This window comes from Neptunomonas sp. (assembly GCF_041601355.1).
GTDB lineage: Bacteria > Pseudomonadota > Gammaproteobacteria > Pseudomonadales > Balneatricaceae > Neptunomonas.
Genome location: NZ_JBFIIH010000006.1, coordinates 25,739 through 50,349 on the forward strand (window position 1 = coordinate 25,739; position 24,611 = coordinate 50,349).

Annotated in this window: 26 protein-coding genes; 11 read left to right on the forward strand and 15 right to left on the reverse strand. The window is 46.9% G+C overall.

Translation table 11 applies throughout. The features are described from left to right. Nucleotides 1-3: 3 nt before the first annotated feature. From ABY436_RS01905 to ABY436_RS01920, 4 genes are read left to right on the forward strand one after another with little or no spacing between them, the layout of a single operon-like run. Nucleotides 4-780, forward strand: a complete 777-nt coding sequence (locus tag ABY436_RS01905; protein WP_372737336.1) for a 5-oxoprolinase subunit PxpA — start codon at nucleotides 4-6, stop codon at nucleotides 778-780. Continuing rightward, a complete protein-coding gene (gene pxpB / locus ABY436_RS01910) occupies nucleotides 777-1,454 on the forward strand; it encodes a 5-oxoprolinase subunit PxpB (protein ID WP_372737337.1) in 678 nt (225 codons plus the stop codon). The genes ABY436_RS01905 and pxpB overlap by 4 nt, the downstream gene beginning before the upstream one ends. Then, complete coding sequence (locus tag ABY436_RS01915; protein ID WP_372737338.1) at nucleotides 1,451-2,389, forward strand: biotin-dependent carboxyltransferase family protein; 939 nt, start codon at nucleotides 1,451-1,453, stop codon at nucleotides 2,387-2,389. The genes pxpB and ABY436_RS01915 overlap by 4 nt, the downstream gene beginning before the upstream one ends. Before the next feature lie 30 nt (nucleotides 2,390-2,419). Next, nucleotides 2,420-3,274 (forward strand): DUF4392 domain-containing protein, encoded by an 855-nt coding sequence (locus ABY436_RS01920; RefSeq protein ID WP_372737339.1) that lies wholly within the window; start codon nucleotides 2,420-2,422, stop codon nucleotides 3,272-3,274. 16 nt (nucleotides 3,275-3,290) lie between these two features. Here the strand turns inward: ABY436_RS01920 and ABY436_RS01925 are convergent, their stop codons facing one another. Then, the gene (locus ABY436_RS01925) at nucleotides 3,291-4,184 is read right to left on the reverse strand and encodes a LysR family transcriptional regulator (RefSeq protein ID WP_372737340.1); all 894 of its coding nucleotides are present in this window, start codon (nucleotides 4,182-4,184) and stop codon (nucleotides 3,291-3,293) included. 460 nt (nucleotides 4,185-4,644) lie between these two features. On the opposite strand from ABY436_RS01925, the gene ABY436_RS01930 reads away from it, so the two are divergent. Next, nucleotides 4,645-5,511 carry an aminotransferase class IV gene (locus ABY436_RS01930; RefSeq protein WP_372737341.1) on the forward strand — a complete coding sequence of 289 codons (867 nt, stop codon included), beginning with the start codon at nucleotides 4,645-4,647 and terminating at the stop codon, nucleotides 5,509-5,511. Nucleotides 5,512-5,624: 113 nt separating this feature from the next. Here the strand turns inward: ABY436_RS01930 and ABY436_RS01935 are convergent, their stop codons facing one another. The 5 genes from ABY436_RS01935 to ABY436_RS01955 all read right to left on the reverse strand — a co-directional run bounded on the left by ABY436_RS01935 (nucleotide 5,625) and on the right by ABY436_RS01955 (nucleotide 9,704). Continuing rightward, nucleotides 5,625-6,230, reverse strand: a complete 606-nt coding sequence (locus ABY436_RS01935) for a Yip1 family protein (RefSeq protein WP_372737342.1) — start codon at nucleotides 6,228-6,230, stop codon at nucleotides 5,625-5,627. A 177-nt stretch (nucleotides 6,231-6,407) separates the two neighbouring features. Then, nucleotides 6,408-7,352, reverse strand: a complete 945-nt coding sequence (gene cyoE / locus ABY436_RS01940; protein ID WP_372737343.1) for a heme o synthase — start codon at nucleotides 7,350-7,352, stop codon at nucleotides 6,408-6,410. Continuing rightward, the gene (locus ABY436_RS01945; protein WP_372737344.1) at nucleotides 7,339-8,457 is read right to left on the reverse strand and encodes a heme A synthase; all 1,119 of its coding nucleotides are present in this window, start codon (nucleotides 8,455-8,457) and stop codon (nucleotides 7,339-7,341) included. Before ABY436_RS01945 ends, cyoE begins: the two co-directional genes overlap by 14 nt. A gap of 21 nt (nucleotides 8,458-8,478) precedes the next feature. Further along, nucleotides 8,479-8,967 carry a hypothetical protein gene (locus tag ABY436_RS01950; RefSeq protein ID WP_372737345.1) on the reverse strand — a complete coding sequence of 163 codons (489 nt, stop codon included), beginning with the start codon at nucleotides 8,965-8,967 and terminating at the stop codon, nucleotides 8,479-8,481. Beyond that, entirely contained in the window at nucleotides 8,964-9,704 is a 741-nt protein-coding gene (locus ABY436_RS01955; RefSeq protein WP_372737346.1) for an SURF1 family protein, read from the reverse strand. The genes ABY436_RS01950 and ABY436_RS01955 overlap by 4 nt, the downstream gene beginning before the upstream one ends. Between ABY436_RS01955 and ABY436_RS01960 the strand changes: the two genes are divergently transcribed. Then, nucleotides 9,705-9,911, forward strand: coding sequence for a DUF2909 domain-containing protein (locus ABY436_RS01960; protein ID WP_372737347.1), 207 nt, complete (start codon nucleotides 9,705-9,707; stop codon nucleotides 9,909-9,911). Nucleotides 9,912-9,941: 30 nt separating this feature from the next. Here ABY436_RS01960 and ABY436_RS01965 read toward each other — a convergent pair whose 3' ends face one another. From ABY436_RS01965 to ABY436_RS01990, 6 genes are all read right to left on the reverse strand, one after another. Beyond that, complete coding sequence (locus tag ABY436_RS01965) at nucleotides 9,942-10,823, reverse strand: cytochrome c oxidase subunit 3 (RefSeq protein ID WP_372737348.1); 882 nt, start codon at nucleotides 10,821-10,823, stop codon at nucleotides 9,942-9,944. Continuing rightward, a complete protein-coding gene (locus tag ABY436_RS01970) occupies nucleotides 10,820-11,422 on the reverse strand; it encodes a cytochrome c oxidase assembly protein (protein WP_372737349.1) in 603 nt (200 codons plus the stop codon). Before ABY436_RS01970 ends, ABY436_RS01965 begins: the two co-directional genes overlap by 4 nt. Before the next feature lie 12 nt (nucleotides 11,423-11,434). Further along, nucleotides 11,435-13,018, reverse strand: coding sequence for a cytochrome c oxidase subunit I (gene ctaD / locus ABY436_RS01975; protein ID WP_372737350.1), 1,584 nt, complete (start codon nucleotides 13,016-13,018; stop codon nucleotides 11,435-11,437). 7 nt (nucleotides 13,019-13,025) lie between these two features. Continuing rightward, complete coding sequence (gene coxB, locus ABY436_RS01980) at nucleotides 13,026-14,150, reverse strand: cytochrome c oxidase subunit II (protein WP_372737351.1); 1,125 nt, start codon at nucleotides 14,148-14,150, stop codon at nucleotides 13,026-13,028. Nucleotides 14,151-14,468: 318 nt separating this feature from the next. Further along, entirely contained in the window at nucleotides 14,469-14,732 is a 264-nt protein-coding gene (locus tag ABY436_RS01985) for a DUF2970 domain-containing protein (protein WP_372737352.1), read from the reverse strand. Nucleotides 14,733-14,848: 116 nt separating this feature from the next. Further along, entirely contained in the window at nucleotides 14,849-15,736 is an 888-nt protein-coding gene (locus ABY436_RS01990; RefSeq protein WP_372737353.1) for a DMT family transporter, read from the reverse strand. 52 nt (nucleotides 15,737-15,788) lie between these two features. Between ABY436_RS01990 and ABY436_RS01995 the strand changes: the two genes are divergently transcribed. Continuing rightward, nucleotides 15,789-16,403, forward strand: coding sequence for a hypothetical protein (locus ABY436_RS01995; protein WP_372737354.1), 615 nt, complete (start codon nucleotides 15,789-15,791; stop codon nucleotides 16,401-16,403). A gap of 184 nt (nucleotides 16,404-16,587) precedes the next feature. Next, the gene (locus tag ABY436_RS02000) at nucleotides 16,588-17,736 is read left to right on the forward strand and encodes a DUF481 domain-containing protein (RefSeq protein ID WP_372737355.1); all 1,149 of its coding nucleotides are present in this window, start codon (nucleotides 16,588-16,590) and stop codon (nucleotides 17,734-17,736) included. An 87-nt stretch (nucleotides 17,737-17,823) separates the two neighbouring features. On the opposite strand, the gene ABY436_RS02005 is transcribed toward ABY436_RS02000, so the two are convergent. Further along, nucleotides 17,824-18,678 (reverse strand): LysR family transcriptional regulator, encoded by an 855-nt coding sequence (locus ABY436_RS02005; protein WP_372737356.1) that lies wholly within the window; start codon nucleotides 18,676-18,678, stop codon nucleotides 17,824-17,826. 117 nt (nucleotides 18,679-18,795) lie between these two features. Between ABY436_RS02005 and ABY436_RS02010 the strand changes: the two genes are divergently transcribed. From ABY436_RS02010 to ABY436_RS02020, 3 genes are all read left to right on the forward strand, one after another. Beyond that, entirely contained in the window at nucleotides 18,796-19,371 is a 576-nt protein-coding gene (locus ABY436_RS02010; RefSeq protein WP_372737357.1) for an RNA polymerase sigma factor, read from the forward strand. Between the two features lie 203 nt (nucleotides 19,372-19,574). Further along, on the forward strand, nucleotides 19,575-20,606 hold the full coding sequence (locus tag ABY436_RS02015) for a succinylglutamate desuccinylase/aspartoacylase family protein (RefSeq protein WP_372737358.1): 1,032 nt from the start codon (nucleotides 19,575-19,577) through the stop codon (nucleotides 20,604-20,606). A gap of 31 nt (nucleotides 20,607-20,637) precedes the next feature. Beyond that, entirely contained in the window at nucleotides 20,638-21,603 is a 966-nt protein-coding gene (locus tag ABY436_RS02020; RefSeq protein WP_372737359.1) for a magnesium transporter CorA family protein, read from the forward strand. A gap of 207 nt (nucleotides 21,604-21,810) precedes the next feature. Here ABY436_RS02020 and ABY436_RS02025 read toward each other — a convergent pair whose 3' ends face one another. Together ABY436_RS02025 and ABY436_RS02030 are read right to left on the reverse strand one after the other, a co-directional pair. Continuing rightward, entirely contained in the window at nucleotides 21,811-23,991 is a 2,181-nt protein-coding gene (locus tag ABY436_RS02025) for a malate synthase G (RefSeq protein WP_372737360.1), read from the reverse strand. Between the two features lie 172 nt (nucleotides 23,992-24,163). Continuing rightward, entirely contained in the window at nucleotides 24,164-24,580 is a 417-nt protein-coding gene (locus tag ABY436_RS02030; RefSeq protein WP_372737361.1) for an acyl-CoA thioesterase, read from the reverse strand. Nucleotides 24,581-24,611 lie beyond the last annotated feature (31 nt).

The following is a 24,611-nucleotide window of genomic DNA, read 5'->3' on the forward strand; positions in this document are numbered from 1 at the left end:
AATATGACGTTAAAACTTAATAGCGATTTGGGTGAAAGTTTTGGTTCCTGGAATATGGGGATGGATCATGCGGTAATGCCGCATATTGATCAGGCAAATATCGCCTGTGGTTTCCATGCGGGTGACGCTCTGGTGATGCAAAAAACATTAGCGTTGGCAAAAAAATACGGTGTTACTGTGGGTGCACATCCGGGGTATCCTGATCTGGTAGGGTTTGGGCGACGCTCCCTGAAAGCCAGTGATGCTGAAATACAAGCCTTGGTTCTTTACCAGATTGCTGCGCTGGATGGTATGTCGGCATCCATGGGGTTATCGCTTGAGTATGTGAAACCGCACGGTGCACTCTACAATGATATGATGGCTGATGAAGCAGTTCGCGGCAGTATTATGCAAGCCGTTGCCAGCTATCATCGCCCGATATTTTTAATGCTGCAGGGCACCCCTGATGCAGTAAAACACAGAGCTGAAGCGGCCAAATTTGGTTTGAATCTGTGGTTTGAAGCCTTTGCCGATCGTTGCTATGCCGACGATGGTAAGTTGCTATCACGCACACTTGAAGGTGCAGTTCATAATAAAGAGAAGATGTTGGCTCAGGTGGTTCAACTGGCAACTACCGGTACGGTTACCAGTGTAAGTGGGCATACACTGAATTTGCATGCGGATACCTTGTGTGTACATGGCGATAACATGACGGGTGTGCAGGCTATCGAGGAGATTCGTCAACTCATTTCCGGGAGTACTGGCTCAGGGAGCACTAACCTGGGGAATAATGCAAAATGAAAGTCGAAATTGCAGGCGAAAACGCCATCATCATCTATTTTGGTGAAGTGGCTGATCCATTGGTATCCGCTCAGGTTCAGCTGGCAGCAGCCCGACTGGAAGCGGTGATGGCTGATACCTTAATTGATATGGTGCCGTCGTATGCGTCACTCATGGTGATTTACGACCAATATAAAACCGATCATTTCGCTGTGCGTCGCCATATTCGTGAAACGCTGCAACAGCTCGGTGATGCGACACAACAGGAAGGCTCGGTCATTGCTTTACCTGTGTATTACAGTAGTGAGTCAGGCCCGGACTTAGAGGATTTAGCACGACGTGCGCAGTTGAGTGTTGACGAGGTTATTAAAATCCATTGCGAGATGGAGTACCGCGTTTATGCTATAGGCTTTGCACCAGGTTTTGCTTTTCTGGGAGAGGTGGATCCACGCATTGCTGCGCCTCGCTTAAGCACTCCCCGATTGAAAGTTCCGCGTGGTGCAGTAGCGATAGCTGATCGTCAGACTGCCGTGTATCCGTCGGTATCCCCGGGTGGTTGGAATCTGATTGGTTTATGCCCGACACCGATGTTTAATCCAAAGGCCAGTCCGTCGATGCCGGTGAAGGTGGGTGACAGCGTACGCTTTTCAGCCATAGATCGTAGTGAGTTTTTAGCATTGGGAGGTGAGCTATGAGTGGTTTCTTAGTAAAGCAGCCGGGTTTGCTAACCTTAATACAAGATGGTGGACGTTACGGTCATCATCGTATAGGACTCACCAACGGAGGACCATTGGACGCTGATGCGTTTAAATGGGCCAATCGCCTCTGTGAAAATGACCTGAACGCGACTGCACTGGAAATCAGCATTGGAGGCTTAGTGCTTGAAGCGCAAGTCGATACTATTCTGGTCGTGACGGGCGCGCATATGCCGTTCAAAATAAATGGACAGGAAGCGCAACGCTGGCAAGGTCACAAGATCAAAGCCGGTGATAAAATCGAGTTGGGTTTTACGACGGCGGGTACGCGTGCTTATCTGGCTGTGGCAGGTGGATTTCAGATGGAAAAAACCTTTTCCAGCACAGCTACGGTTACTCGCGAAGCGATCGGTGGGCTGAACGGTCAGAAATTGCAGCAAGGCGATATTCTTGCGTGCAAGAGCCATCATACGGATACTCTTTGGGCGCTGCCTGAGTCTGAACAACCTGATTACCTGCAGGGTGCGACGCTACGAGTGATTCTCGGCTATCAGCAGCATAGCTTTGATCCCGTTCAACAACGTTTGTTTTTTTCCAGTGAATATACCTTAACAGACCGTGCTGACCGCATGGGATTTCGTCTGGAAGGGCAGCGAATTCAATCAATGCTTGATGGTATTCTTTCTGAAGGTATCTGTCATGGCGCTATTCAGATCCCTGCAGATGGGCAGCCCATCGTGTTGCTGAATGATCGCCAGACTATTGGGGGTTATCCAAAAATCGGCTCAGTTATTGCTCGTGACACCGCAAAATTATCACAACGGATGCCCGGCTCTAAACTCAGCTTTGAAGAGATTAGCCTCGAACAGGCGCATAACATTAATTGTTTGGCTGAGCGGCGATTTATTACCACCGCACTACAACGTATCGCCTGAACCTGCCCCCTTATTTTCGGAGAAAGAATAGTGAACAATCAAAACAGAGCGGATGACGCTACGCTGAGTTTGCAAATTGAAGATGCGCTGGTGGCGCGTAATTTACGCGGAATGAAAACCGTACAGTCAGCACTGCAAACGGGTTATTACCTGCGTGCCGCTCGTATCCTGAACAAGTGCAAAGGGCACGTATTGATAGGCACAGGTTTCCCTGTGATCGATACATTTGAAACGGATGGGCCGGTGGGTGCTATTGCGCTTTATGATGCGCTGGAAACACTGGGTGCAACCCCGGTTATTGTTTGCGGGCCTCCGGTGTCTCAGGCGTTAATGCAAAACTACCGAGTGCATGAGATTCGCGTAGGCGAGCATCAGGAGCGCGCGCTGGAAGCGTTTAAAGCGCTGTATCATTTTCAGCCGGATGCTGTGCTGTCTATTGAGCGTCCCGGGCAAGCGGCTGATGGCGGTTATTACAATATGCGCGGCGAGAGTATCAGTGCGCGTACTGCCTGTTTCGATACCTTTATCAATAACGCCAAATGTCCGACGATCGGCATTGGTGATGGTGGTAATGAAATTGGTATGGGTAACATTACCGAAGCTCTTAAAGATCTGGACATTGTCTCGGCGACAACGCGGGTTGATGAGTTACTGATTGCTGACGTTTCTAACTGGGGAGCGTATGGTATCCTGGCGATGCTGAGTGTACTCAATGATATCGATCTTCTTGCCAGTGTTAAGCCACGTGAAATTCTTGAATACCTTTCAAATCTGGGCAGTGTTGATGGTGTTACCCGCCAGAATGAGTTGACTGAAGATGGGCTTGATCCGAGTGAGGGTGAAGCTGTATTACTGCAGCTTCGCCAGATAATCGGTATGGCTTAAAAGGGTTTTGATCCGGTCACCCTGCTGCTGAAAACTGCATAATGGCGCGACTGCTATCTGCCAGCAATCTGGGCAGAACGCGGTCGTCATCTAATCGCCAGCTATAACAAAAAGCCAGCTCAGGAGGCTCTGCTTGCGTTTGCAATGTCACCAGCTCTTGGCTTTTTAATGATTCCTCAACTAAAGGTTTAGGCAATAAAGCAATCCCGACACCCTGGCGCACTAATGTTAGTAGATTGGCCACTGAGCTGCAGGTGTGGATAACCGGCGGCTCATTCAATGAGCTGAAGTACTGCTGTAAAAAATGCCAGGGGCGGCTGTCTCTTGGGAAGCTCAGGATAGGCGACGCCGCTAGTTCTTCAATGCTGCATACCGGCTGGTTGGCAAGTTGATGGCTGGGTATGACGACCCAGCATTGCGGGTAGCTGCATAACGGATCGATTACCAGATTCGGCGGAATACTCTGTTCAGCAACCATCAGTGCCAGATCAATTTGATGATTCTGCAATTGGCGAATGAGTGTTGGAGTGACATCGCTGGTCAACTCAAATGAGATCAATGGGTATTCTTCCTGCCAGTGTTTGAGTAAAGATGACAACCATAAATGTGCTAACGTATCGGCAATACCAATGCGTAACGATCCTTTTTGCGGTTTATCCTGACTGACCTGCGCTTTCATTTCCTGACTGATAGCCAGGAGTTTTTCTGCATAAGGTAGTAATTGGTTTCCCCAGGCAGTAATTCGCGTGCCGCTCTTGTCACGGCTAAATAGTTTAACGCCAAGCTCTTCTTCCAGCGCAATGATGCGTGCTGAAATGGCGGGTTGGCTGGCATGCAGTTGCTGGGCAGCAGCATGGAAACTGCCCAGGCGGGCTACTGTAATAAATGTTGCTAGATTGCGTAGGCGCATAGATTTACCGCGTAACCGGAAAAGAAGGTAAGTATTAGAGTATATTGTCAGTGTCTGTTGTTTAATAGCGTGACGCGTTTTATGTCGGTTTTATTAAGTAGGTGTTAATTGTGCTGTGACGATTAGGTTATTAAAGGTATACTTTATGGTGAAATTTCACTAGTTGAATATTCTGATATCAATATAATAATTAACAAATAATCTGGTTTTTATTTAATAAGCAGATGTTTTTTGTTTAATTATTCTATTGCTTGCATATAATTCACTTTCTGTAATATAAATATTCTTCAGTTTTATAAACATTCAGGCTGTCTTGCTTTTCATAGCGACTTCAGCGAATAATCGAAAGACTTGGCAGCTTGCTGCAGAAAATCAATTTATCGTCAGTCCGCAAGCACATCACGCACATATTACGCACATATTACGTATATATTACGCACATATTAAGAGGTAAATAATTATGAGTATCGCATACTTAAACGGTGAGTATCTTCCATTGGCAGAAGCTCGTATTTCACCTCTGGATCGTGGCTTTCTGTTTGGTGACGGTATCTATGAAGTGATTCCCTACTATTCTGGGAAATCAGTCGGTTTAATGCCTCATATTGAACGTATGATTAATGGATTGGCAGCAATTGAAATCAAATGCAAAAAGTCTGCTGATGAATGGAAAGTTCTGTTAGACGATCTGATTGCACGTAACCAGGGCGCAACTAATAATCTGGGCGTGTATGTTCATGTATCGCGTGGTACCGATGTTAAACGTTTTCATGCCTACCCGGAAAATGTAGAACCGACTATTTTTTGTTTCACCTTCGGTATTAAAGATCCTGAGCCAGTTGATCGTGAAAAGGTACATGCCTACACTGTAACGACATCTGAAGATTTGCGTTGGAAAAGATGTCATATTAAATCCACAGCACTGCTGGGAAATGTTATGCACTTTCAGCAAGGCCATGCGTCGGGTAATAGTGAGTGCTTGCTGTATAACGCTAAGAATGAACTGACAGAAGGTAGTTCAGTGAATGCCTATATCGTTAAAGACGGTGTGGTTATTACACCCATTCAGGATAACCAGATTCTGCCGGGTATCACGCGTCGTATTATCATAGATAGTCTCAAGGCTGACGGTTCAATCAAGGTAGAAGAGCGTATCGTCAGCATGGATGAAGTGTATAACGCGGATGAGGTTTGGATCAGCAGTTCTTCTAAAGAGATCGCACCCATTGTACAGATTGAAGGTAAGCCGGTAGGTGATGGAAAAGTGGGTCCTGTGTGGGAAGCGGCTTTTCGTATTTATACAGATGCTAAATTCACTCATAGTTAAGTATGTTTGACGCATAGAAAAGCCCCGCTACTGATTAAGTATCGGGGCTTTTTTTTCTACAGGTTTTCAATCAACTGTGCTTTCTTGCTTACTGTAGTTTTAGGATGAAGTGCTTACCCGGAAATATAATTAAGCGGTATCACCGTGCTCCAGAGAATCACCGTAGTCACCATTAAGCCAACGAGCACACATAGCCCTACAGTCAGTACTGATGACGCGAATAGGAAAGCGCGGTCTTCAGGGATCTGCATGACGATAGGTACGCCAGTGTAGAGAAGGTAAATACTATAAGTAAGTGCGGCTAATACCACCATGACGTTTAACCACAGCATAGGATAAAGGCCAGCCAAGCCCGAAAGAAACATCGGTGTTGCCGTAAAAGTAGTGAGCAGCAAGCAATCCTCATACGACGCTTCACCGCCATAGGTTTTTTCCATCCAGCGTATTGCGTAGGCTATTAAACCAACAGCAACCCACATGGCAAAATAGAAAGCAACGGCTGCCATTAGCGCGCTGGATGTCTGTAACTTGATGAACTCACCACCGGTAATGCTCCAGCCGATCTGGGTGGTGCCGATAAACAGTGACACTGCCGGTATGGCCGCCAATATACTGATTTGCGCCAAGAACACATGCATTACTGAATAGTGTTCGTCTTTTATCATTTTCCACTCTGTTTTAGGGTGGTAGAGGATCCCCATCATATGTTGAACAAACATGCATTTTCTCCCTTATGGCGTTATCGCCCGTCTGGTTGACACGCCGATCAGTTACTTTATATCAGTTACTTTATATGAGTTGCTTTCTATTATTTACTGCGTTTTTTCAAATTAAACTTTTTTACTCTTTGCTTAAAAATATTAGATCTGTAATGTTCTGTTTGGTGCCTTTCCCCCTCATGAAAAAAATGCATAGTAATGATCAATGAGCAGCACAACAAACAGCATCATGATGTAGGTAATACTGTATCTGAACATGCCCATCGCCACTTGTTTGTCGTCGCTGTTGTACACTTTCCATGCCCACTGCATGAATCTTAAATTCAGAGCTACTACGCCTATTAAGTAAAGCTCGCCGCTCATTTGAGTCAGATAGGGGAAAGCAGTGGTGGCGACCATCAGTAGGGTATAGAGGATAATCTGTAGCTTGGTAAATGCTTCGCCATGGGTAACCGGAAGCATAGGGATACCGGCTTTTTGGTAGTCTGCTTTTCGTGCAATACACAATGCCCAGAAGTGTGGAGGGGTCCAGGCAAATATGATCAGCATCAGCAGAAGACTATTGGCGTCCAGTGAACCGGTGACAGCGACCCAGCCTAATAAAGGAGGGGCCGCCCCTGCGACGCCACCAATCACAATATTCTGCGGTGTCGCACGTTTCAGCCACATGGAATAGACAAAGGCATAGCCGATAAGTGATGCCAGTGTCAGCCAGGCGGTGAGAGGATTGATGAATATAACCAGAGTTGTGATGCCTGTTACCCCGATAACGGCAGCGAATAACAGGGCTTGCTGGTGGGTGACTTTCCCCTGAGGTAGCGGTCGATGGCGTGTTCGGGCCATTTTTTCATCAATATGGCTATCGACAACATGATTGACGGCCGCCGCAGAACAGGAAGCCAGACCTATACCGCTTAACCCCCAGAAAAGAGTACTGAAGGCGGGTAACTCAGGGACGGCCAGACACATGCCGACCAGTACTGTTAATAGCATCACGGCGACGACTTTTAACTTGCACAGACCTAAGTAGTCTCGCCAATGCGACGCTGCTGCAATACTGGGTGATGGAGTAATATGATCAGATTGCTGTATCGTGGAGTGTTTGATATTAGAGTGCTGCATATGTGCCCCCTTTGGAGAATCGAGTGCTGCGCTGGTATAGCCATAACATCGCAAGTAATAAACATACGGCTCCCGCATGATGTGCAGTCGCTAATGATAAGGGTACCGCCCAGATAACGTTGGCAGCTCCCAGGCCGGCCTGTGTAATCGCTAAAAGCAGTACCAGTTGAAGTGGGCGTTTGAATGCACTTGACAGTTTTTGTAGATTCCAGGACAGCCACAACAGATAGCCGATCAGCAACAAGGCCATGACGCGGTGTGTCATTTGAATGGCGGCACGGGCTTCTAATGGCAATAAGCCACCTTCATAGTTGGCTTCAAGATCGGTTGTTAGTTCAAATCCACGTGCAAAATCCAGCGTGATATTCCTATCCTGGTGACAGACGATCCAATCAGAGCATGCCCAGCCAGCATAGTTTGCACTGGTCCAGCCACCGAGTGCTAACTGGAAAAAAAGAAGAATAATGCCGATGAAAACCTTAAAACGGATGCCTTGCCCAGTACTTGCGCCAGTTGATGCAAAAGTCTTATTTGCAGGCGTCCTGTTGGCAGGAGTATTGCCTGAAGGAGTGATGTCGTTGCTACATTGGGCTTTTTGAGCAACCGTTGGTAGCGCGCCGATTGCGTTTCCTCTCAGCCTTGCTTGCAACATAAAGAGTAAAGTCAGAGTGAGCAGCCCACCAAGTAAATGCAGGGTAACAATGGGTGGCAGCAGTTTTAACGTAACTGTCCACATGCCGAACAGTGCCTGTATAGTTACCAAAATGAGTAATAGCGTTGGTAAGTAGCCCAGAGATAGCTCAGTTTTACGGATTCTATAACTGATTATAGCGATCCCGAGTATTAATAAACCCAGTGTCCCAGCCGCGTAGCGGTGAGTCATTTCCAGCCATCCTTTGTAGGTATCAATGGGTTGGTCTGGAAAAGCGCTTTGTAGTTGCTGTAAACTTTCGGGCGCGCTTGGCAGAACCAGTGTGCCATAGCAGCCCGGCCAGTCAGGACAGCCTAATCCTGCGTAATTAAGGCGCGTCCAGCCACCGAGCAATACGACTACAAGCGCGAGCAGTAAAGCTGAGTTGGCGAGAACCCATAAACTACGCTGCATGATGATTGCTCCGTCTCTTCATTAGCCTATCCGTGAAACTTTCAGTAAGCGTTTCAGATCTTTTAATAGATCTTTGGGCGTTTGATCCAGCGAGTACTGTAAAACTAAGTTACCATTGGGGTCTGCCAGCCAAATACTATTCTCCAGGTGTGATAATTGATCGCTACCGGGCTGATCATCTTGCGGGTTATTTGCCACCAGTGCCCAGATAACCCGGTCTCTGTCTTTACCCAGTGCCTGATTGATTTGTGGTAGTTGTTTTTGCCAATAGGCACAACGCTCAATACAAGGCGCTTTACTCGTCAGTAGTAATTGCCATTGGCCATTGGCGTCGCGCTTTTTGCCGCTGGGGTCGATTAACCCCCAATCGCTTAATGTAGACCCCGGAGGTAGTAATTCACCGCGTTGGCTACTGCTTGCTGGCGAGTAGCCACTAAAATACAGAAACACGGCCAGTAGCATCGGGCCGGCGCCAAACAACCAAATGAGCCAGAAATTTAAGCGGTTCATACACTGCTCTCCTTATTGATAAACATTTTTCGCGCTAAAAAGGCGCTACAAATTAACCAGGCAGTCGCCAGTCCATACCATTGAACGGCATAGCCAGTATGGCGTTGCGGTGGCATGACAACGGGCTTCCATGTGAGAGTAAGCTCGGGTATGACCTGACTCACCGGACGATACAGCCACTCAGAAACAGGTGTGTTGAGCGCGCTGGAGATTTTGCTAACATCAAGCTGTTGAATACGTTTTGGCCAGCTCTGCGTCCAGGTATCGTCGCCGAGTAGCAGGGATTTAGAAGGCTTATCGGCATAAGCGATGACATTAAGCAGGCTACCGGGGAGTGTCAGGGAAGGTAATAGGTTTCTGTCGCGCGGTGCTGCCAACCATCCCAGACTGATTAATTCAACATGGGCTTGATTCGTCTTTAATGCGGCGATGACTTCATAGCCAACCTGTCCTTGCCATGTACGATTATCTAAAAAGAAATAGTGATCTGTTAAGAGCTGCCCACTGAGCTCGATTTTGTCAAATAAGTGAATCGGAGCAGCGCTGCTGTTTTGCTTAAGCTCTCCTTGTGTAAATTGTAGTAAAAGCTGCTCTTTTTCAGCAGCTCTGTGCAGTTGCCAGTTGCCTAAAAACACGAGTAACGAGCAGATAAGCAAAGCCTGCAGAGCGAGAATCCACTTGAATAGATTACGCTGCCGGTCTTTACTATGCATATATCCGCATTGGAGGTTACTCATATGATCAAGATCCTGCTTCTACTAATGTTTCTTGGAGCCGTCGTTAGTCTTTTTTGCGGCCTTTTTTTTCTTATCAGGGATGGTGGCTCATCCCGTCGTATTGTCTATTCCTTGTATCTGCGTGTGCTGTTTTGCGTGCTTTTGTTAGCCTTAGTCGTCTATGGTTTTTTCAGTGGCCAGTTAGTCTCACATGCTCCTTGGCTTTAGGTAGATTTCCTGAGCGTTAGTGGCTGCGTCTTAAAATACGTACACGAATAAGAATAAGCCTACCCAAACGACATCTACAAAGTGCCAGTACCAGGCAACTGCCTCGTATCCAAAGTGGTTATCAGGTGTAAAGTGACCTTTCAGAACACGTAGCCAGATGATAATCAGCATCAGTGTGCCTAATGTGACATGCACCCCGTGAAAGCCCGTCAACATGAAGAAGGTCGCACCGTAAATGCCTGAGTGCAGTGTTAAGCCCAGCTCCTGATAAGCCTCTACATATTCAGCAATCTGAAAAGATAAAAAGATGATACCTAATAGAATTGTCAGGCCATGCCAGAGAATGGTAGCCGAGCGGCGACCGGCTTTCAGAGCGTGATGCGCCAATGTAATAGTGAAGCTGGAGGAAATAAGAATAGCGGTATTAATCAGCGGCAGGTGCCAGGGGTTGATTACCGCACTAGCGCCTGGGAATTTTTCCATATCAGGTGTCGTGAGCAACGGCCATTGTGCTTCGAAGCCTTGCCAGAGCATATTACTAACGCCTTTGTCACCTTCGCCACCCAGCCACGGAACCGCCAGTGTACGTACATAAAAAAGTGCACCGAAGAACGCGATAAAGAACATTACTTCTGAAAAGATAAACCAGCTCATTCCCCATCGAAAGGACAGGTCTGCCTGAGGGCTGTATTTGCCGTCCATGCTTTCATTAATCACGTGGCGGAACCAGCCGATGAGTATCAGGCTCATCATAAAGGTACCGGACAAGAGTAACACCAGCCCGGTTCCCCCGGTTTGGGTTTTGAGCCCATTGATCAGATTGCCTGCACCATAAGCTAACAGGAATAGGGCAATAGAGGCCAAAATCGGCCAGCGGCTTTGCGCGGGTACATAGTAAGTCTCATGACTCATAATGTGTTCCTCCCTGTGCTATTGGGTTGAGCTGATTTAGATAAGAGATCGCTTTCAGCGGTTTGTGTCGAGGTGATATCGAAGAGCGTATAGGACAAAGTAATTGTGCTGATGTAGTCGGGCAAATCCGGATCGATGACAAATACCAAGGGCATTTCTCTGCTTTCGAGACTCTCCAGTGGCTGTCGATCAAAGCAAAAGCAATTGACTTTATGCAGGTACTGGGCCGCCTCTGACGGAGATACTGATGGAATGGCCTGCGCGACCATTTTTACAGCAGTAGGATTGTGTGCCAGATAAGCTGCCTGCTTACTTTCTCCCGGATAGACAGTCACCATAGGCGATAGAGCCCGGAACTCCCACGGCATCGAGTCATTGTTGACGGCAATCATCTGGATGCGAACGGTTCTGCTCTTGTCACTGCCTGTCGGTGCATTCGGTCCGGTGTTCACTACCTTGCCGTTTAGCCCGGTGATACGACAGAAGACATCATAAAGCGGCACTAAAGCAAAACCGAAGCCAAACATCAGCACGCTACTCAATATCAGCGTGCGTACGATGGATCGGTTTTTTTGCTGAGCTGATTTCACCGGCTTCATGGCAGCTACCTACTACTTAACGTCAGGGGGTGTCGTGAAGGTGTGATAGGGAGCAGGCGATGCAACCGTCCACTCTAGACCCGCGGGCTCATCCCATACTTCGGATGTGGCGGGACTGCCTCCACGGATAGTTTTAATAATCAGTACCAGAAAAATGAGTTGCGAAAAGCCAAAGATAAAAGCACCGATGGAGGCGACCATGTTGAAGTCTGCAAACTGCAATGCGTAATCAGGTATGCGGCGTGGCATCCCGGCTAAACCGATGAAGTGCATTGGAAAAAATGTCAGGTTCACACCGATAAAGCTACACCAGAAATGTGCCTTTCCCATCGCTTCCGGATAGTAGTGCCCCGTCCATTTGGGCAGCCAGTAATAGACACCTGCCATGATGGCAAATACGGCACCAGGTACTAAAACGTAATGAAAATGAGCGACCACAAAGTAGGTGTCGTGATATTGGAAGTCCGCAGGAGCAATCGCCAGCATCAGGCCGGAAAATCCGCCTATAGTGAACAGCACGACAAAAGCGATAGCAAATAACATGGGTGTTTCAAAGGTCATGGAGCCACGAAACATAGTAGCGACCCAGTTGAACACTTTTACACCGGTAGGAACCGCGATCAGCATGGTGGCGTACATAAAGAACAGCTCACCCATTAACGGTAGGCCGACCGTAAACATATGATGGGACCAAACGATAAACGAGAGAAACGCGATCGATGAGGTGGCATAGACCATGGAGCTGTATCCAAACAGCCGTTTGCGCGCAAAGGTAGGAATGATCTCACTCACAATGCCAAAGGCCGGTAAGATCATTATGTACACTTCCGGATGGCCAAAGAACCAGAAAACATGCTGGAATAATACCGGGTCACCCCCGCCGGCAGCATTGAAGAAGCTGGTGCCAAAGTGGATATCCATTAGCATCATAGTGACGACACCTGCCAGCACCGGCATCACCGCGATCAGCAGGAAAGCGGTGATTAACCAGGTCCAGACGAACAGTGGTAGTTTCATCATCGTCATGCCGGGGGCGCGCATATTAAGGATAGTTGCGATAATGTTGATGGCACCCATTATCGAGCTGATCCCCATCATATGTACGGCAAAAATGAAGTAGGTAACACTCGGAGGAGCATAAGTAGTGGACAAGGGGGCATAAAATGTCCAGCCAAAGTTAGGTGCGCCGCCTTCCATAAAGAGTGTGCTTAGCATCATGGCAAACGCGAAAGGCAGAATCCAGAAACTCCAGTTGTTCATGCGAGGCAGCGCCATATCCGGTGCGCCGACCATCATCGGTAACATCCAGTTCGCTAAGCCGACAAAGGCGGGCATGACGGCACCAAATACCATGATGAGCCCGTGCATGGTGGTCATTTGGTTGAAGAATTCAGGCTGTATCAACTGTAAACCGGGCTGGAAGAGTTCTGCTCTTATCATCAGCGCCATACACCCCCCGGTCAGGAACATCGCAAAGCTGAACCACAAATAGAGGGTGCCGATATCTTTGTGATTGGTCGTGTAAAGCCAGCGGGTTAAACCGGCTGCGGGGCCGTGATGTTCTGTATGCTCAACCTTTGCCATGGTATTCATCATCAGCCTCCTATTGCTTTGCAGCCATTTTTAGTTTGTCGATGGCGGCAGGTTCCACCATGTCGCCGCTATCGTTACCCCAGGCATTACGTTCATACGTGATGACAGCTGCAAGGTCGACGGCGCTGAGTTGCTCACGGAATGCCTGCATGGCAGAGCCAGGCTTACCGTTCAGCACGATATTGATATGTTCATTAATATCGCCGGTTGCAACCGGGCTATTTTTAAGTCCCGGGAATACATTAGGGATACCTTCTCCGTTTTCCTGATGGCAGGCAGCGCATGCGGTTTTGTAAACGGCTTCGCCTTTGACCATTAGCTCTTCCATGCTGATGCTTTGCGTAGCTGCAGCGATCTCGTCAGCTTTGGCTTGTTTCATTTCAGCAAGCCACAGTTCATATTCTGCCTGAGGTCTGACATCGACGACGATCGGCATAAATCCATGGTATGTGCCGCAGAGTTCTGTGCACTGGCCGCGGTAAATGCCAGGCTCAGGTACATTGGTCCAGGATTCATTGATAAAGCCAGGGATAGCATCTTTTTTGACGGCGAAAGCGGGAACCCACCAGCTATGAATAACATCGACTGAGGTGATCAGGAAACGAACTTTTTTTCCGGCAGGGATAACCAATGGATTATCAACTTCTAGTAGGTAATTCTCGCCTTTTTCGGATTCGTTGTTGATCTGTTCTTTTGGTGTAGTGGTGTTGGAGAAAAAATCAATATCTTCGCCGAGGTACTGGTAACGCCATTTCCATTGATAACCGGTAACCTGAATATCAATGTCAGCATCAGATGGGTCATACATTTTTACCAGTGTTGCGGTAGCTGGAATGGCCATGGCGATGAGGATAGCAAATGGAACCAGTGTCCAGATGATCTCAACGAAAGTGTTTTCGTGGAAGTGGTGGGCTTGTGCTCCCTTCGATTGGCGATGGTGGAATATAGACCAAAACATCACACCAAATACAACAATACCGATCGCGACACATATCCAGAAAATGATCATGTGCAGATCAAAGACTGAATGGCTGATTTCAGTCACGCCGCGGGGCATATTGAGGGCCCATTCTGCACGTGCAGATGGGATGCTACTTATGGATATAAGTAACAATATCAGTCTACTTACTTTCATTACAGGTTCCCCTTCCGGGTGTTACCCTGCTCGAAAACTGTCTACTAGGGGCGTTGTTAAACAACATTCAGGCGGTCAGATTTATATCGTTTTAGCCTTTAACATTGTTACTGCTGCAACGTCGGTAGTGACGGGGATCGATCAGGTTTATATGACCCGAATTCCGTCCTAGCTTTTGTTATTATCCGTCCGTTTGTGTGGCTCAGTATAGCAGTCAGGTGTTGATGTAAGTCAATATAATAAATGGATAAAAAATTTATTTGGTTATATTTGTGCTAACCATGCATCTAAAAGAGATCATTGTGCTGTTAAATAACATTATGCACCCGCGAGCGAGAGTGCCCAGCGAGTCAGTAAAATCACGGCTATGATAAAAACTATCAGTGCAATCAGGCCAAGGATAGCGAATCTCCATACACTACCTTTGCTGAAATCGCGTTGGCGATTCTGCTCAGATTGAACACCAAAAATTGCAGCCAGGACACTTAAAATCATTTTCCATAGAGAAGGGCTCTCTTGTGAAAAGTGCTTTGAGTCATGTTGAATCAGTAGCGAAAAGCGCTTTGAGATAAATGCGAACATAATAGGCTCCAGAGATCAGATTAATCATCACACTGATGGGTATCAGGCTATCGCTAAATATCAAGGATTGCCAGTCTTACCTGAAGGCCTGTCTGAAGATTTATTTGAAGACTAGGTTAGTTGGCACTTTTACATTTTTGTTTTTGTTTTTGTTCATAGAGTGCTGCCATGGTATTGGCAAAAATGGCACTCAGAATAATTGTACCGCCCAGCAATGTTCGCGCTGGTGTTTCTTCTCCTACCGCCAGCCAAACCCAGACGGGTCCGAGGATTGTTTCGATTAACAGAAATAAGCTGACTTCAGCTGAGGGAATAAACCGCGGAGCCAGCATCAGTAGCCAGGTAGCCAGTGGCATCTGAACTAATCCCATAATGGCTAACCACAGGTAGCTGTTAGCAGGCAAGCTCATGGGAGAGGCCAGAGGTATTGCCATTAAGCCTGCAACTGCACCGGACAGCGCTATGATGGGTAGTAAGGGTAACCCGGAATAACGACGTAACAGCGTCAGGACTATGCCCATAAACAAGGCAAGACACAGAGCGGCTATGTCCCCTAGCCAGCCACCACTGTTAAAGGAGCCCGCAAAAATGGTGATGACACCAATAAAGCTGGCGATGATAGCCAGTAATACCCTGTGCTTAATGGGTTCGTGCAGGAATAAGCGTGAAAAAATGGCTGCAAATAATGGCGAGCTGGCAAGAATTACAACGGTATTGGCCGTGCTGGTATTGCTGATCGAAAAGACAAATAAAAGCGTATTGATGCCATATAATGCAGCAATAAGTGCCGCTAAAAGCCAATGTGCCCGATTATTTGGCCATTGGATTCGTTGGCGTTTCAAGAGAGTCAGGGTCGTGAACACCAGACAAATTAACCAACCTCTCCAGAAAACAACATCCCATGATGATACGCCGGACAAACGAATAAGCATGGCGTCAAAGCTAAGAATAAGGACACCGATGGAGGCAAGCATCATGCCTTTTTTCTGGAGTGTTTGTTGCACAACATGAACCTGTCGTCAGTAGTATCAAAAGAACGAAGGAGAGTAGCTGAGTATGAGTACCGATACCAGTCAGAACCAGTCAGCAGGTTCTGCCGATCATCTTAATGATTGTCTGGGAAGCACAACAGCCCAGATAGTGCTGTATATTGCAAATCGCCCCGTGCTTTCTTCTGCTATGCATCGCGGCGGCGTGTTCTCAGCGGCAGAATTGATTTCACTCAATGGTAACCATTGGCGAAAAATACTCACTATTTTTGCTAAATTGGCATCGCCTGATGGCGATTGGCGTGCCTATCGTGACCACGCTTTACTACACCAAAGGGAAGCTATCTGTTTTTCAGGTAAGTTAGTTGAGAGTGCGACTATACATCTGGTTGCAGGTAAGGCCAGCTGGGCACATCTGGGGCTTGATATGGAGGAGTCTCAACGAATAAAAGAGTTTCAACCTTTAAAAGAATCTCAACTAATAAAAGAGTCTCAACCTATAAAAGAGCTTCAACCTATAAAAGAGTCTCAACCTAAAAAAGAGTTTCAACCGTTAGATGCCGAGCAGCGGGTGTGGATCAGCGGTAATATCATTTGCACACCTTATTTTGATTATCGGCAATGTCCAAATGCCTTGATAGGCATAGTACAGCAGAGGATACACAAATTGATTGACGCTTAAATCCTGAGCTTACGTGCGACATAATCGAGTCTTACACTTTATTTTAAAAATAGTTCAAATTTTCTCCACAAATATGTGACTTTAGGCTAGATTGATGTATCTAAGCTTTTAAAGGCCCTGCTTAATAGGATATAAGTGAGGTGTCTAATATTAGTGTCTTAGGACCGAAAAGGAGAGTCGATAGATGAAATCCAATAAGTTAGCCCTTGTTATTGCTACAGTGGTTGCAGGCAGCAGTGCTTCAATGGCTATGGCAGAAAATGTTACTTTGTTTGACTATGAAGAAGCTAGTTCTGCATACGAAGATGCATACATTAACGCAAACTTTGACGCGAAAAGCGGTAATCAGGATCAGTCCAGTTATGATCTGGATCTGAGTTTAGATTTCGAAAAAGTACTTTCTACACCTGACAGAAATACTACATTTAGCTTTGAGGGTGATACTACCAAATCACGTGGCGGCAATGCTGCTGATAAAAGCGTTTCTAATTATCAGGCATACGGTGCTGTCGAATTGGATAACTATTTCGAACCAAACAGTAATGGCGCATTCTGGTATGGTAAGGGTGATGTAGGCCTGCAGAAAGGGGCGGATGATCCTCGGATTACCGCAACACTGGGTCTTGGTTATGGGCGTGTCGTTAACGTTACGCCAATGGCACGGGCTATCCGTATGGTTGAAGCCTTAACCGAACGTAACATTCTAACACAAACACCATCTTTAGCAGCCTATCAGGCTGTTGCGAATATTATCGCTCGCGAAGATGAGTATCGCTCTAAGTACGGCGCAGAAGATTATGAAATCAACTGGATCCAGGACATTGAAACTGCCTTGGGTGGTGGTATCGGCGCGGCAGGTGCTATCAAGTCATATGATGTTCTGGTAAACGAGCGTCTTTCTACGCGTAAGCACGGCTGGTTAGTGCGTGCCGGTGTCGGTGCTGTATTAAAAGACTATGATGGTTCTGATGGTAATCCATTGCTTGAATTGGGTGCTGAATATCATCGTCCGTTGAGCAATGCGACTCAGTTCTCCAACGAAGCACTCTTAACTGCTGTCTTGGATGATGATGATAATAGTTTTACTGTCACAAACAACATGACTTTAACGCATGAGCTCAGTGACCGTGTAGACTGGGAAAACTCTTGGGTACTGACTCATATCGATTATGAAAATGCAGAAGACGTGACTAACAATGAGTTGTCATCATCTTTCTATTACTATATCTCTAACTCGCTGAAGTTTGACGTTACAGTCAGCTTGGAAGACTATGAAGCAAATGATGAGGTGGATAAAAACTTATCTATGGGTCTGACTTACCGCTTGAAATAAGCAGTTCTGATTTTCCCCTTATTAGGCCTCTGCATTGCAGGGGCCTTTTTTATGTCTGATTGTCTGTGTCGGTAGGTAAGGCTTAAGTTAAGGCTTCAGGTATGTCTGGTTGTTAAACAGTTGGATGACTTGTTTAAGCAGGTCTGAACGAGCGCTGCGAACAGGAAAAACGGCATAGGCGGGGTGCTTGATGGTGGGAGCATCAGGGATGCAACACAATGTGCCATTTAACAACTCCTGCTCAATAGCTTGCTTAGGCAGGTAGGCACTGCCTCCTAAGGATTTTAAATATGAAATCGCCATTGTTGCCGTACCCAGGCGTGTATTGGGTTCTGCAATATCAGGAAACAGGCGTTTGTGCGTGAGTGCGTGAGCAAGCCCCCAATCAACCATCAGGTAGTTGTTATCAAAGGCATCTTCAAGTGAGGCGTGCGGGTTGCTGGAAATCAGGTCTAGCTCAAGAACAGTGACTTGCTGAATTTGCAGCACATCCAGATGTGCCGGTTCAAGCATAAAAGCAATATCAAGAACGCCATCCAAAAGGCGGCGAGTGAGTACTTCGGGTGTATGAGACTCTGCAATCAGGGCAATGTCAGGCAAGGAAGTACGTAACGTGTGTAACCAGGGTTGCAGCATCACATCCCAGAGCCTGAGGCTTCCTCCAATAGAGAGTTGCTGATTAGCTCCGCCAGCAGAAACATCCTGGCGTGCTTTACGCCAGCCTGATAGTAAAAGGTCGGCATGGCGCAGTAGACGATTTCCTTCCGGGGTTAGCTTTATATCTCGTTTAAGACGGTCGAAAAGTTGTACGCCAAGATTCGATTCCAACAGTTTGATTCGTGCGCTGACCGCCGCTTGAGTTAAGTGCAGAGATTGTGCCGCGTGCCCGAAGTGTCGTGTACGAGCTACTTCCAGAAATGTTCTGAGTAATTCAAGATCCATAAACTTCTCATAAATATTTTTTTATAAATCAACAAAAAAACATAGTTAGATTTGTTGAGTGAAGTTAACTAAATTTCTGTCTTCGCTGCAATAGCAGAGATAAAAAGGATTTAGGAAATGAATTTATCTGAAATTCAAACACTGGCAGATAATGAGCTTATTGACTTGATTCAGCAGCAGGACAGAAATGCGCCAAGGTTGTTTGATGAATTGATAGATCGATATAGGGCTGTATTGTTTCATCGTTGTTTATGCCGATTGAATAATATCGCCGATGCTGAAGATGTAGTTCAAGAAGCACTTTCCCGTAGTTATCGTTATATAAGTGCATTCAGAGGAGAGTCAAGCTTTAAAACCTGGCTATTTACGATAGCGGATAATCAATGTAATCGCTTTTTTGCAAAGCGAGAGCGTTACCAATTAACAGATGACATGACGGTGTTGATTGATCAGGAAGAGGTGTTGTATACACCGCCAGAGGACAGTGCGCACAATGATGACGTTCGTAAAATTCTGAACGGACTTCCCGAATATGCACGTGATATTTTAATGCTGAGGTTTGATTTAGAGTTATCCTTAGCAGGCATTAGTCAGACACTCGGCATTAGTTTGAGTGCTGCAAAAATGAGGCTGTACAGAGCCATAGAGCTGTTTGAAAAACAGTTTGCGTCCAGCGCAGAGATTATAGTGTAAGCGACGCATAGGCATGATATTAATAGTCACTTATGCTGGCTGGTATTGCGCCATTTTAATATGTTTACAATAGCGGCTGCTGGCTAAAGAATTGATACAGCAAAAATTCACAGAAGTACTGATTCTTCAAGGGTGTTGTCTGCCATACAGATGGTTGAACATCATATGGGTCAGGGCTCATTAGAAGTGGAAAAAGGTGTGATATGAGAGAATCTTTTACGATCAGTAATACGGAAGTCGCGCCTGGCAGCCGGGCGGTGATCAATGTTCCATTGCCAAAGCTGAGTAGTCATACTTCGATGGATATGCCGTTACATGTTATTCATGGACGCAAACAAGGCCCGGTATTGTTTTTAAGTGCGGCGATTCATGGTGACGAGCTGAACGGTATAGAGATTATCCGCCGTGTTCTGGCGTTGAAGTCTCTGGCGAAACTATCAGGCACGCTGGTCGCTATTCCGGTTGTGAATGCTTATGGGCTGATACAGCATAGTCGTTACCTGCCTGATCGACGTGATCTTAATCGCTCATTTCCCGGCTCTGAGGGCGGTTCGTTGGCCGCGCGCCTGGCAAACCTCTTTATGGAGGAGATAGTCACAAAGTGTACCCATGGTATCGACCTGCACACCGGGGCGGTGAATCGTACAAATTTACCGCAGATTCGAGCAGATCTTGACGATCCTGAAACACGCGAATTGGCACGTAGTTTTGGTGTTCCTGTGTTAATTAACTCTTCTGTTCGTGATGGGTCATTACGCGCTGAAACCAGTGCGCTGGGGATGCCTGTTCTCCTTTATGAAGCGGGTGAAGCGCTTAGGTACGATGAAATTGCTATCAGGGCGGGTGTTACGGGTGTCTTAAACGTGATGCGTGCCCTGAAGATGTTACCGCCTTCAAAAAGTCGCTCTACCGCACCTGAGCCTTTTGTTGCGCGCAAAAGTTATTGGGTACGGGCTCCTGAAAGCGGCATGATAAATATGAAAACGGCCCTGGGCGCACATGTGAAAAAAGGGACATTGTTGGGCTATACATATGATCCGTACAGCGGTGCTCAACATCCGATTTATTCGACACTGGAAGGCGTCATTATCGGGCGTTTAGAGCTGCCGATGGTGTACGAAGGCGATGCTGTGTTCCATATTGCCTGTTTTAATAACAATGATAGTGCTCTGGATGTCGCTGAACAGGTTGAGTCGTTTCAGACAAATCATACCGATGACCCCTCTCAGGGGTGAGGTGGAGGAATATTTATCTACAGGAGTACGCATGATTAAAGTGTGGTTGTCCTCTGATCCAGCGACTTGTATTGAAGGTGGCTTAGAGGTCATCCCGGCTGAAACAAACGATCCGGATGTTATCAGTTGGATTGAAATACAGTCCGATGACGATCAGCTGTTAGAGAAGGCACTGCGTCAACTACAGTGCCATCCTCTAGCTATTTCTGATACCTTGCGGTTGCGCCATCCTCCCAAGATAGAATATTTCGAAAAGCAGATCTATATTCTCTACCGGGGGGTCAAAGAGGCGAAGGGCAATTTATTGTTTGATCACCAGCAGATATCATTTTTTATCAGTGAGCGTTGTTTGATTACCGTTAGTCGGGGGCATTCCCAAGGGCTGGCTCTGGTTAAACAGGGCAAGTCATTCGCACAATTGCTGCAATCACCTCTGAACCTGGCTTGTACCGCGATGCATTTTTCTTCAGGGATCTATCTGGATGAAGTGCTGCAGTTTGACTCTGTTCTTGGTGAGCTGGAAGATGAATTGTTGAGCGCGGGTAGTGATCAGACGCTGGTGGCGTTAACCGCTTACAAGTCCCGTATTCTCAAGTTAATACGTACCTTTAATTATCATCAGCGTATTACACGCGTGCTGGAAAAGGATGACGGCACTCTGATGCAGATCGATGCTAACAGCTTCCATATTATTAATGGTCTGAATGAGCGTTTTGAGCGGCTTTTTAGCTTATCCAGCATGCACTATGATATCTGTGGTGACTTGATTGATGGTTACTTGTCGATTACCTCTCATCAACTGAACAATACCATGAGAGTGTTAACCGTAGTCACAGCGGTTTTTGTGCCGCTGAGTTTCCTCGCGGGCCTCTATGGTATGAATTTTGATGTAATGCCGGAGTTGCACTTTAAGTACGGATATTATCTGTTGCTTGGAATCATGGCATGCACTGCCGTTTCCCTGGTGTATTTCTTTAAAAAGAAGAAATGGTTCTGAGGGGAAAATCTTTTTTTAGTTTGATTCTGCAACATATCAGCTTTGCTCACAGGCTGGTGTAAGGGACGATGGGCAGGCGGGAATGTGGTTGCTTCGGCGCTGACAATATTGGGTTATGGGTTATAAAAAAGCGATTCTCCTATGAGAATCGCTTTGTATGACACCTTTGGAATACAGGGTCCGGAAATGGCGATTGCTAATTATCTTCTAGTTAGCTGTCAATTTAGCTTTGACCTCTAAGCGGCGGCGATGTAAAACCGGCTCAGTATATCCGCTTGGTTGCGCGCATCCTTCGAACACCAACTCACAAGCGGCAGCAAAGGCAATGCTATTATCAAAGTCAGTCGCCATCGCATGATAAGTAGGATCGCTGGCATTTTGCCCATCAACAATGGCAGCCATGCGTTTCAGCGTTTCCATCACCTGTTTTTGAGAGCAGATGCCGTGATGCAACCAGTTAGCAATATGCTGGCTGGAAATACGCAGTGTCGCACGGTCTTCCATCAGGCCAACATTGTTAATGTCGGGCACTTTTGAGCACCCTACGCCTTGGTCAACCCAGCGAACGACATAACCAAGCAAACCTTGTGCGTTGTTATCCAGCTCTTGCTGAATCTCTTCTGCAGACCAGTTTGGGTTTGCCTCAACGGGAATGGTCAGTATGTCATCCAGATTGGCACGCGGACGGCTTTTCAGTTCTTCCTGGCGCGCGAATACATCGACTTTGTGATAGTGCATTGCGTGCAGGGTTGCGGCTGTTGGAGACGGAACCCATGCGGTGTTGGCACCAGACATTGGGTGACCTATTTTAGCCTGCAGCATGTTAGCCATCTGATCCGGAATTGCCCACATTCCTTTGCCTATCTGGGCACGGCCGCTTAAACCGCACAGAAGGCCGGTATCAACGTTCCAATCTTCATATGCTCCGATCCATTTGGCCGACTTCATATCGCCTTTGCGTACCATCGGTCCCGCTTCCATTGATGTATGGATCTCATCTCCGGTGCGGTCAAGAAAGCCTGTGTTGATAAAGACAACGCGCTCTTTAGCTGCACGGATACACTCTTTCAAGTTAACCGTGGTGCGACGTTCTTCATCCATGATGCCCATTTTCAGCGTATAGCGGGTTAGCCCCAGTGCATCTTCTACCCGGCCAAACAGTTCATTGGAGAAGGCAACTTCTTCAGGGCCATGCATTTTTGGTTTTACGATATACATGGAACCTGTAGTGGTATTGCTGAATTTACCAAGACCTTTTACATCGTGAACTGAGATCAGCGATGTCACCATGGCATCCATGATACCTTCAGGTACCTCATGGCCTTCTTTGTCGATAATGGCGCTGTTAGTCATCAGATGACCAACATTACGCACAAACATCAGACTGCGACCTTTGAGTGACACCGTTCCGCCTGCAACAGCCGTATACTCGCGATCAGCATTCATGACGCGGGTAAATGTCTTGCCGCCCTTGGTGACTTCTTCCGTTAGATCACCCTTCATAAGGCCGAGCCAGTTACGGTAGATAACGACTTTATCTTCAGCATCAACAGCAGCAACAGAGTCTTCACAGTCCATAATGGCTGTCAGTGCAGATTCCATGATGATGTCTTTGATGCCAGCAGCATCATCTTTACCTATCAGGCTGCTTCGGTCGATCTGTACTTCAAAGTGAAGGCCGTTATTTTTCAGCAGTACGCTGTCAGGAGCCGCCGCATTACCCAGATAACCGATTAATTTTTCTGGTTGTGCCAGCGATGTTTCTGAACCGTCGCGCAATACCACAACAAGTTGGCCATTCTGGATGCTATACCCGGCAGAATCTTTGTGTGATCCGTTGGCCAGTGGAGCGGCTTCATCAAGAAAGTTGCGGGCAAAAGCGATAGTTTTAGCACCGCGTGCCGGATTGTAACTGTTACCTGCTTCAGCGCCCCCTTCTTCAGAGATGGCATCAGTCCCGTAGAGCCCGTCGTAGAGGCTGCCCCAGCGGGCATTCGCAGCATTAAGAGCGAAGCGTGCATTCATCACGGGTACCACCAGTTGTGGTCCTGCCATGGTTGCCATTTCAGGATCGACATTACTCGTCTCAGCACAGAAGTCAGCGCCTTCGGGGATCAGGTAGCCGATCGATTTGAGAAAATCTTTATACTCCGAAAAGTTAAAAAGCTGACCTTTATGGCTGATGTGCCACTGATCAATCTGTGTCTGGAAAGCATCGCGTTTTGCCAGCAATTCACGGTTGCGTGGGGCGAGGTCGTGAATGACCGCATCCATGGCTGACCAGAACTGTTCAGTGCTGATGTTCGTGCCGGGAAGCGCTTCGTTAGTAATAAAATTATAAAGATCTTTAGCAACCTGCAGGCCGCCAGTCTGTACCCTTTGACTCATAGTAGTAATGCCTCATTGTATATGGCCCGGCTCGGTGCGAGGCAACCATGACCGGTCGTTATAAAAATATGCACATAATTCAGACAAGAATGGTGCAATGCAAAAATACATCAAACATGGCTGCTTTGTCGCCCCTGGCACGCCTAAAGTATGAGGCTATTTGGCCGAAGGGTCAGCTCTCTATGTGCTGACGGATATCAGCAGGCAGTGGTACGGATTTTCCGCTGTGATGATCCATCCAGACAACTTTTGCATAGCCTTCACTTACCGCTTGAGACGGATCTGATTCGCTGTATATTTTATACAGGGTCATGAAGCTTGAGCGGCCGGGTTCGCTGACAAAGCAATCAATACGTACTGTATCCGGATAAACAATCGGGCGCATAAAGGTGCAGCCAACGTTAATGACAACGGGATCAATACCATCGCCATCCATTTTTGCACCCATTTTAGCCAGTAGCTGAACCCGGGCTTCTTCAAGGTAGCGCATATACATGGCATTGTTGACGTGGCCATAGGCGTCCATATCTCCCCAACGAACCGGTATTTCGCAGCTATAAATTAGTTTCTCAGCAACTGTACTCATCATTACCCTCCGCTCATTTGATTTAGGTGTCATG

What these genes read in the sequence shown, in the direction of transcription:
- ABY436_RS01905 (WP_372737336.1), top strand. Translation starts at nt 4, where the DNA reads ATGACGTTAAAACTTAATAGCGATTTGGGTGAAAGTTTTGGTTCCTGG.
- pxpB (WP_372737337.1), top strand. Translation starts at nt 777, where the DNA reads ATGAAAGTCGAAATTGCAGGCGAAAACGCCATCATCATCTATTTTGGT.
- ABY436_RS01915 (WP_372737338.1), top strand. Translation starts at nt 1,451, where the DNA reads ATGAGTGGTTTCTTAGTAAAGCAGCCGGGTTTGCTAACCTTAATACAA.
- ABY436_RS01925 (WP_372737340.1), bottom strand. Translation starts at nt 4,184, where the DNA reads ATGCGCCTACGCAATCTAGCAACATTTATTACAGTAGCCCGCCTGGGC.
- ABY436_RS01930 (WP_372737341.1), top strand. Translation starts at nt 4,645, where the DNA reads ATGAGTATCGCATACTTAAACGGTGAGTATCTTCCATTGGCAGAAGCT.
- ABY436_RS01935 (WP_372737342.1), bottom strand. Translation starts at nt 6,230, where the DNA reads ATGTTTGTTCAACATATGATGGGGATCCTCTACCACCCTAAAACAGAG.
- cyoE (WP_372737343.1), bottom strand. Translation starts at nt 7,352, where the DNA reads ATGCAGCACTCTAATATCAAACACTCCACGATACAGCAATCTGATCAT.
- ABY436_RS01945 (WP_372737344.1), bottom strand. Translation starts at nt 8,457, where the DNA reads ATGCAGCGTAGTTTATGGGTTCTCGCCAACTCAGCTTTACTGCTCGCG.
- ABY436_RS01950 (WP_372737345.1), bottom strand. Translation starts at nt 8,967, where the DNA reads ATGAACCGCTTAAATTTCTGGCTCATTTGGTTGTTTGGCGCCGGCCCG.
- ABY436_RS01955 (WP_372737346.1), bottom strand. Translation starts at nt 9,704, where the DNA reads ATGAGTAACCTCCAATGCGGATATATGCATAGTAAAGACCGGCAGCGT.
- ABY436_RS01960 (WP_372737347.1), top strand. Translation starts at nt 9,705, where the DNA reads ATGATCAAGATCCTGCTTCTACTAATGTTTCTTGGAGCCGTCGTTAGT.
- ABY436_RS01965 (WP_372737348.1), bottom strand. Translation starts at nt 10,823, where the DNA reads ATGAGTCATGAGACTTACTATGTACCCGCGCAAAGCCGCTGGCCGATT.
- ABY436_RS01970 (WP_372737349.1), bottom strand. Translation starts at nt 11,422, where the DNA reads ATGAAGCCGGTGAAATCAGCTCAGCAAAAAAACCGATCCATCGTACGC.
- ctaD (WP_372737350.1), bottom strand. Translation starts at nt 13,018, where the DNA reads ATGATGAATACCATGGCAAAGGTTGAGCATACAGAACATCACGGCCCC.
- coxB (WP_372737351.1), bottom strand. Translation starts at nt 14,150, where the DNA reads ATGAAAGTAAGTAGACTGATATTGTTACTTATATCCATAAGTAGCATC.
- ABY436_RS01985 (WP_372737352.1), bottom strand. Translation starts at nt 14,732, where the DNA reads ATGTTCGCATTTATCTCAAAGCGCTTTTCGCTACTGATTCAACATGAC.
- ABY436_RS01995 (WP_372737354.1), top strand. Translation starts at nt 15,789, where the DNA reads ATGAGTACCGATACCAGTCAGAACCAGTCAGCAGGTTCTGCCGATCAT.
- ABY436_RS02000 (WP_372737355.1), top strand. Translation starts at nt 16,588, where the DNA reads ATGAAATCCAATAAGTTAGCCCTTGTTATTGCTACAGTGGTTGCAGGC.
- ABY436_RS02005 (WP_372737356.1), bottom strand. Translation starts at nt 18,678, where the DNA reads ATGGATCTTGAATTACTCAGAACATTTCTGGAAGTAGCTCGTACACGA.
- ABY436_RS02010 (WP_372737357.1), top strand. Translation starts at nt 18,796, where the DNA reads ATGAATTTATCTGAAATTCAAACACTGGCAGATAATGAGCTTATTGAC.
- ABY436_RS02015 (WP_372737358.1), top strand. Translation starts at nt 19,575, where the DNA reads ATGAGAGAATCTTTTACGATCAGTAATACGGAAGTCGCGCCTGGCAGC.
- ABY436_RS02020 (WP_372737359.1), top strand. Translation starts at nt 20,638, where the DNA reads ATGATTAAAGTGTGGTTGTCCTCTGATCCAGCGACTTGTATTGAAGGT.
- ABY436_RS02025 (WP_372737360.1), bottom strand. Translation starts at nt 23,991, where the DNA reads ATGAGTCAAAGGGTACAGACTGGCGGCCTGCAGGTTGCTAAAGATCTT.
- ABY436_RS02030 (WP_372737361.1), bottom strand. Translation starts at nt 24,580, where the DNA reads ATGATGAGTACAGTTGCTGAGAAACTAATTTATAGCTGCGAAATACCG.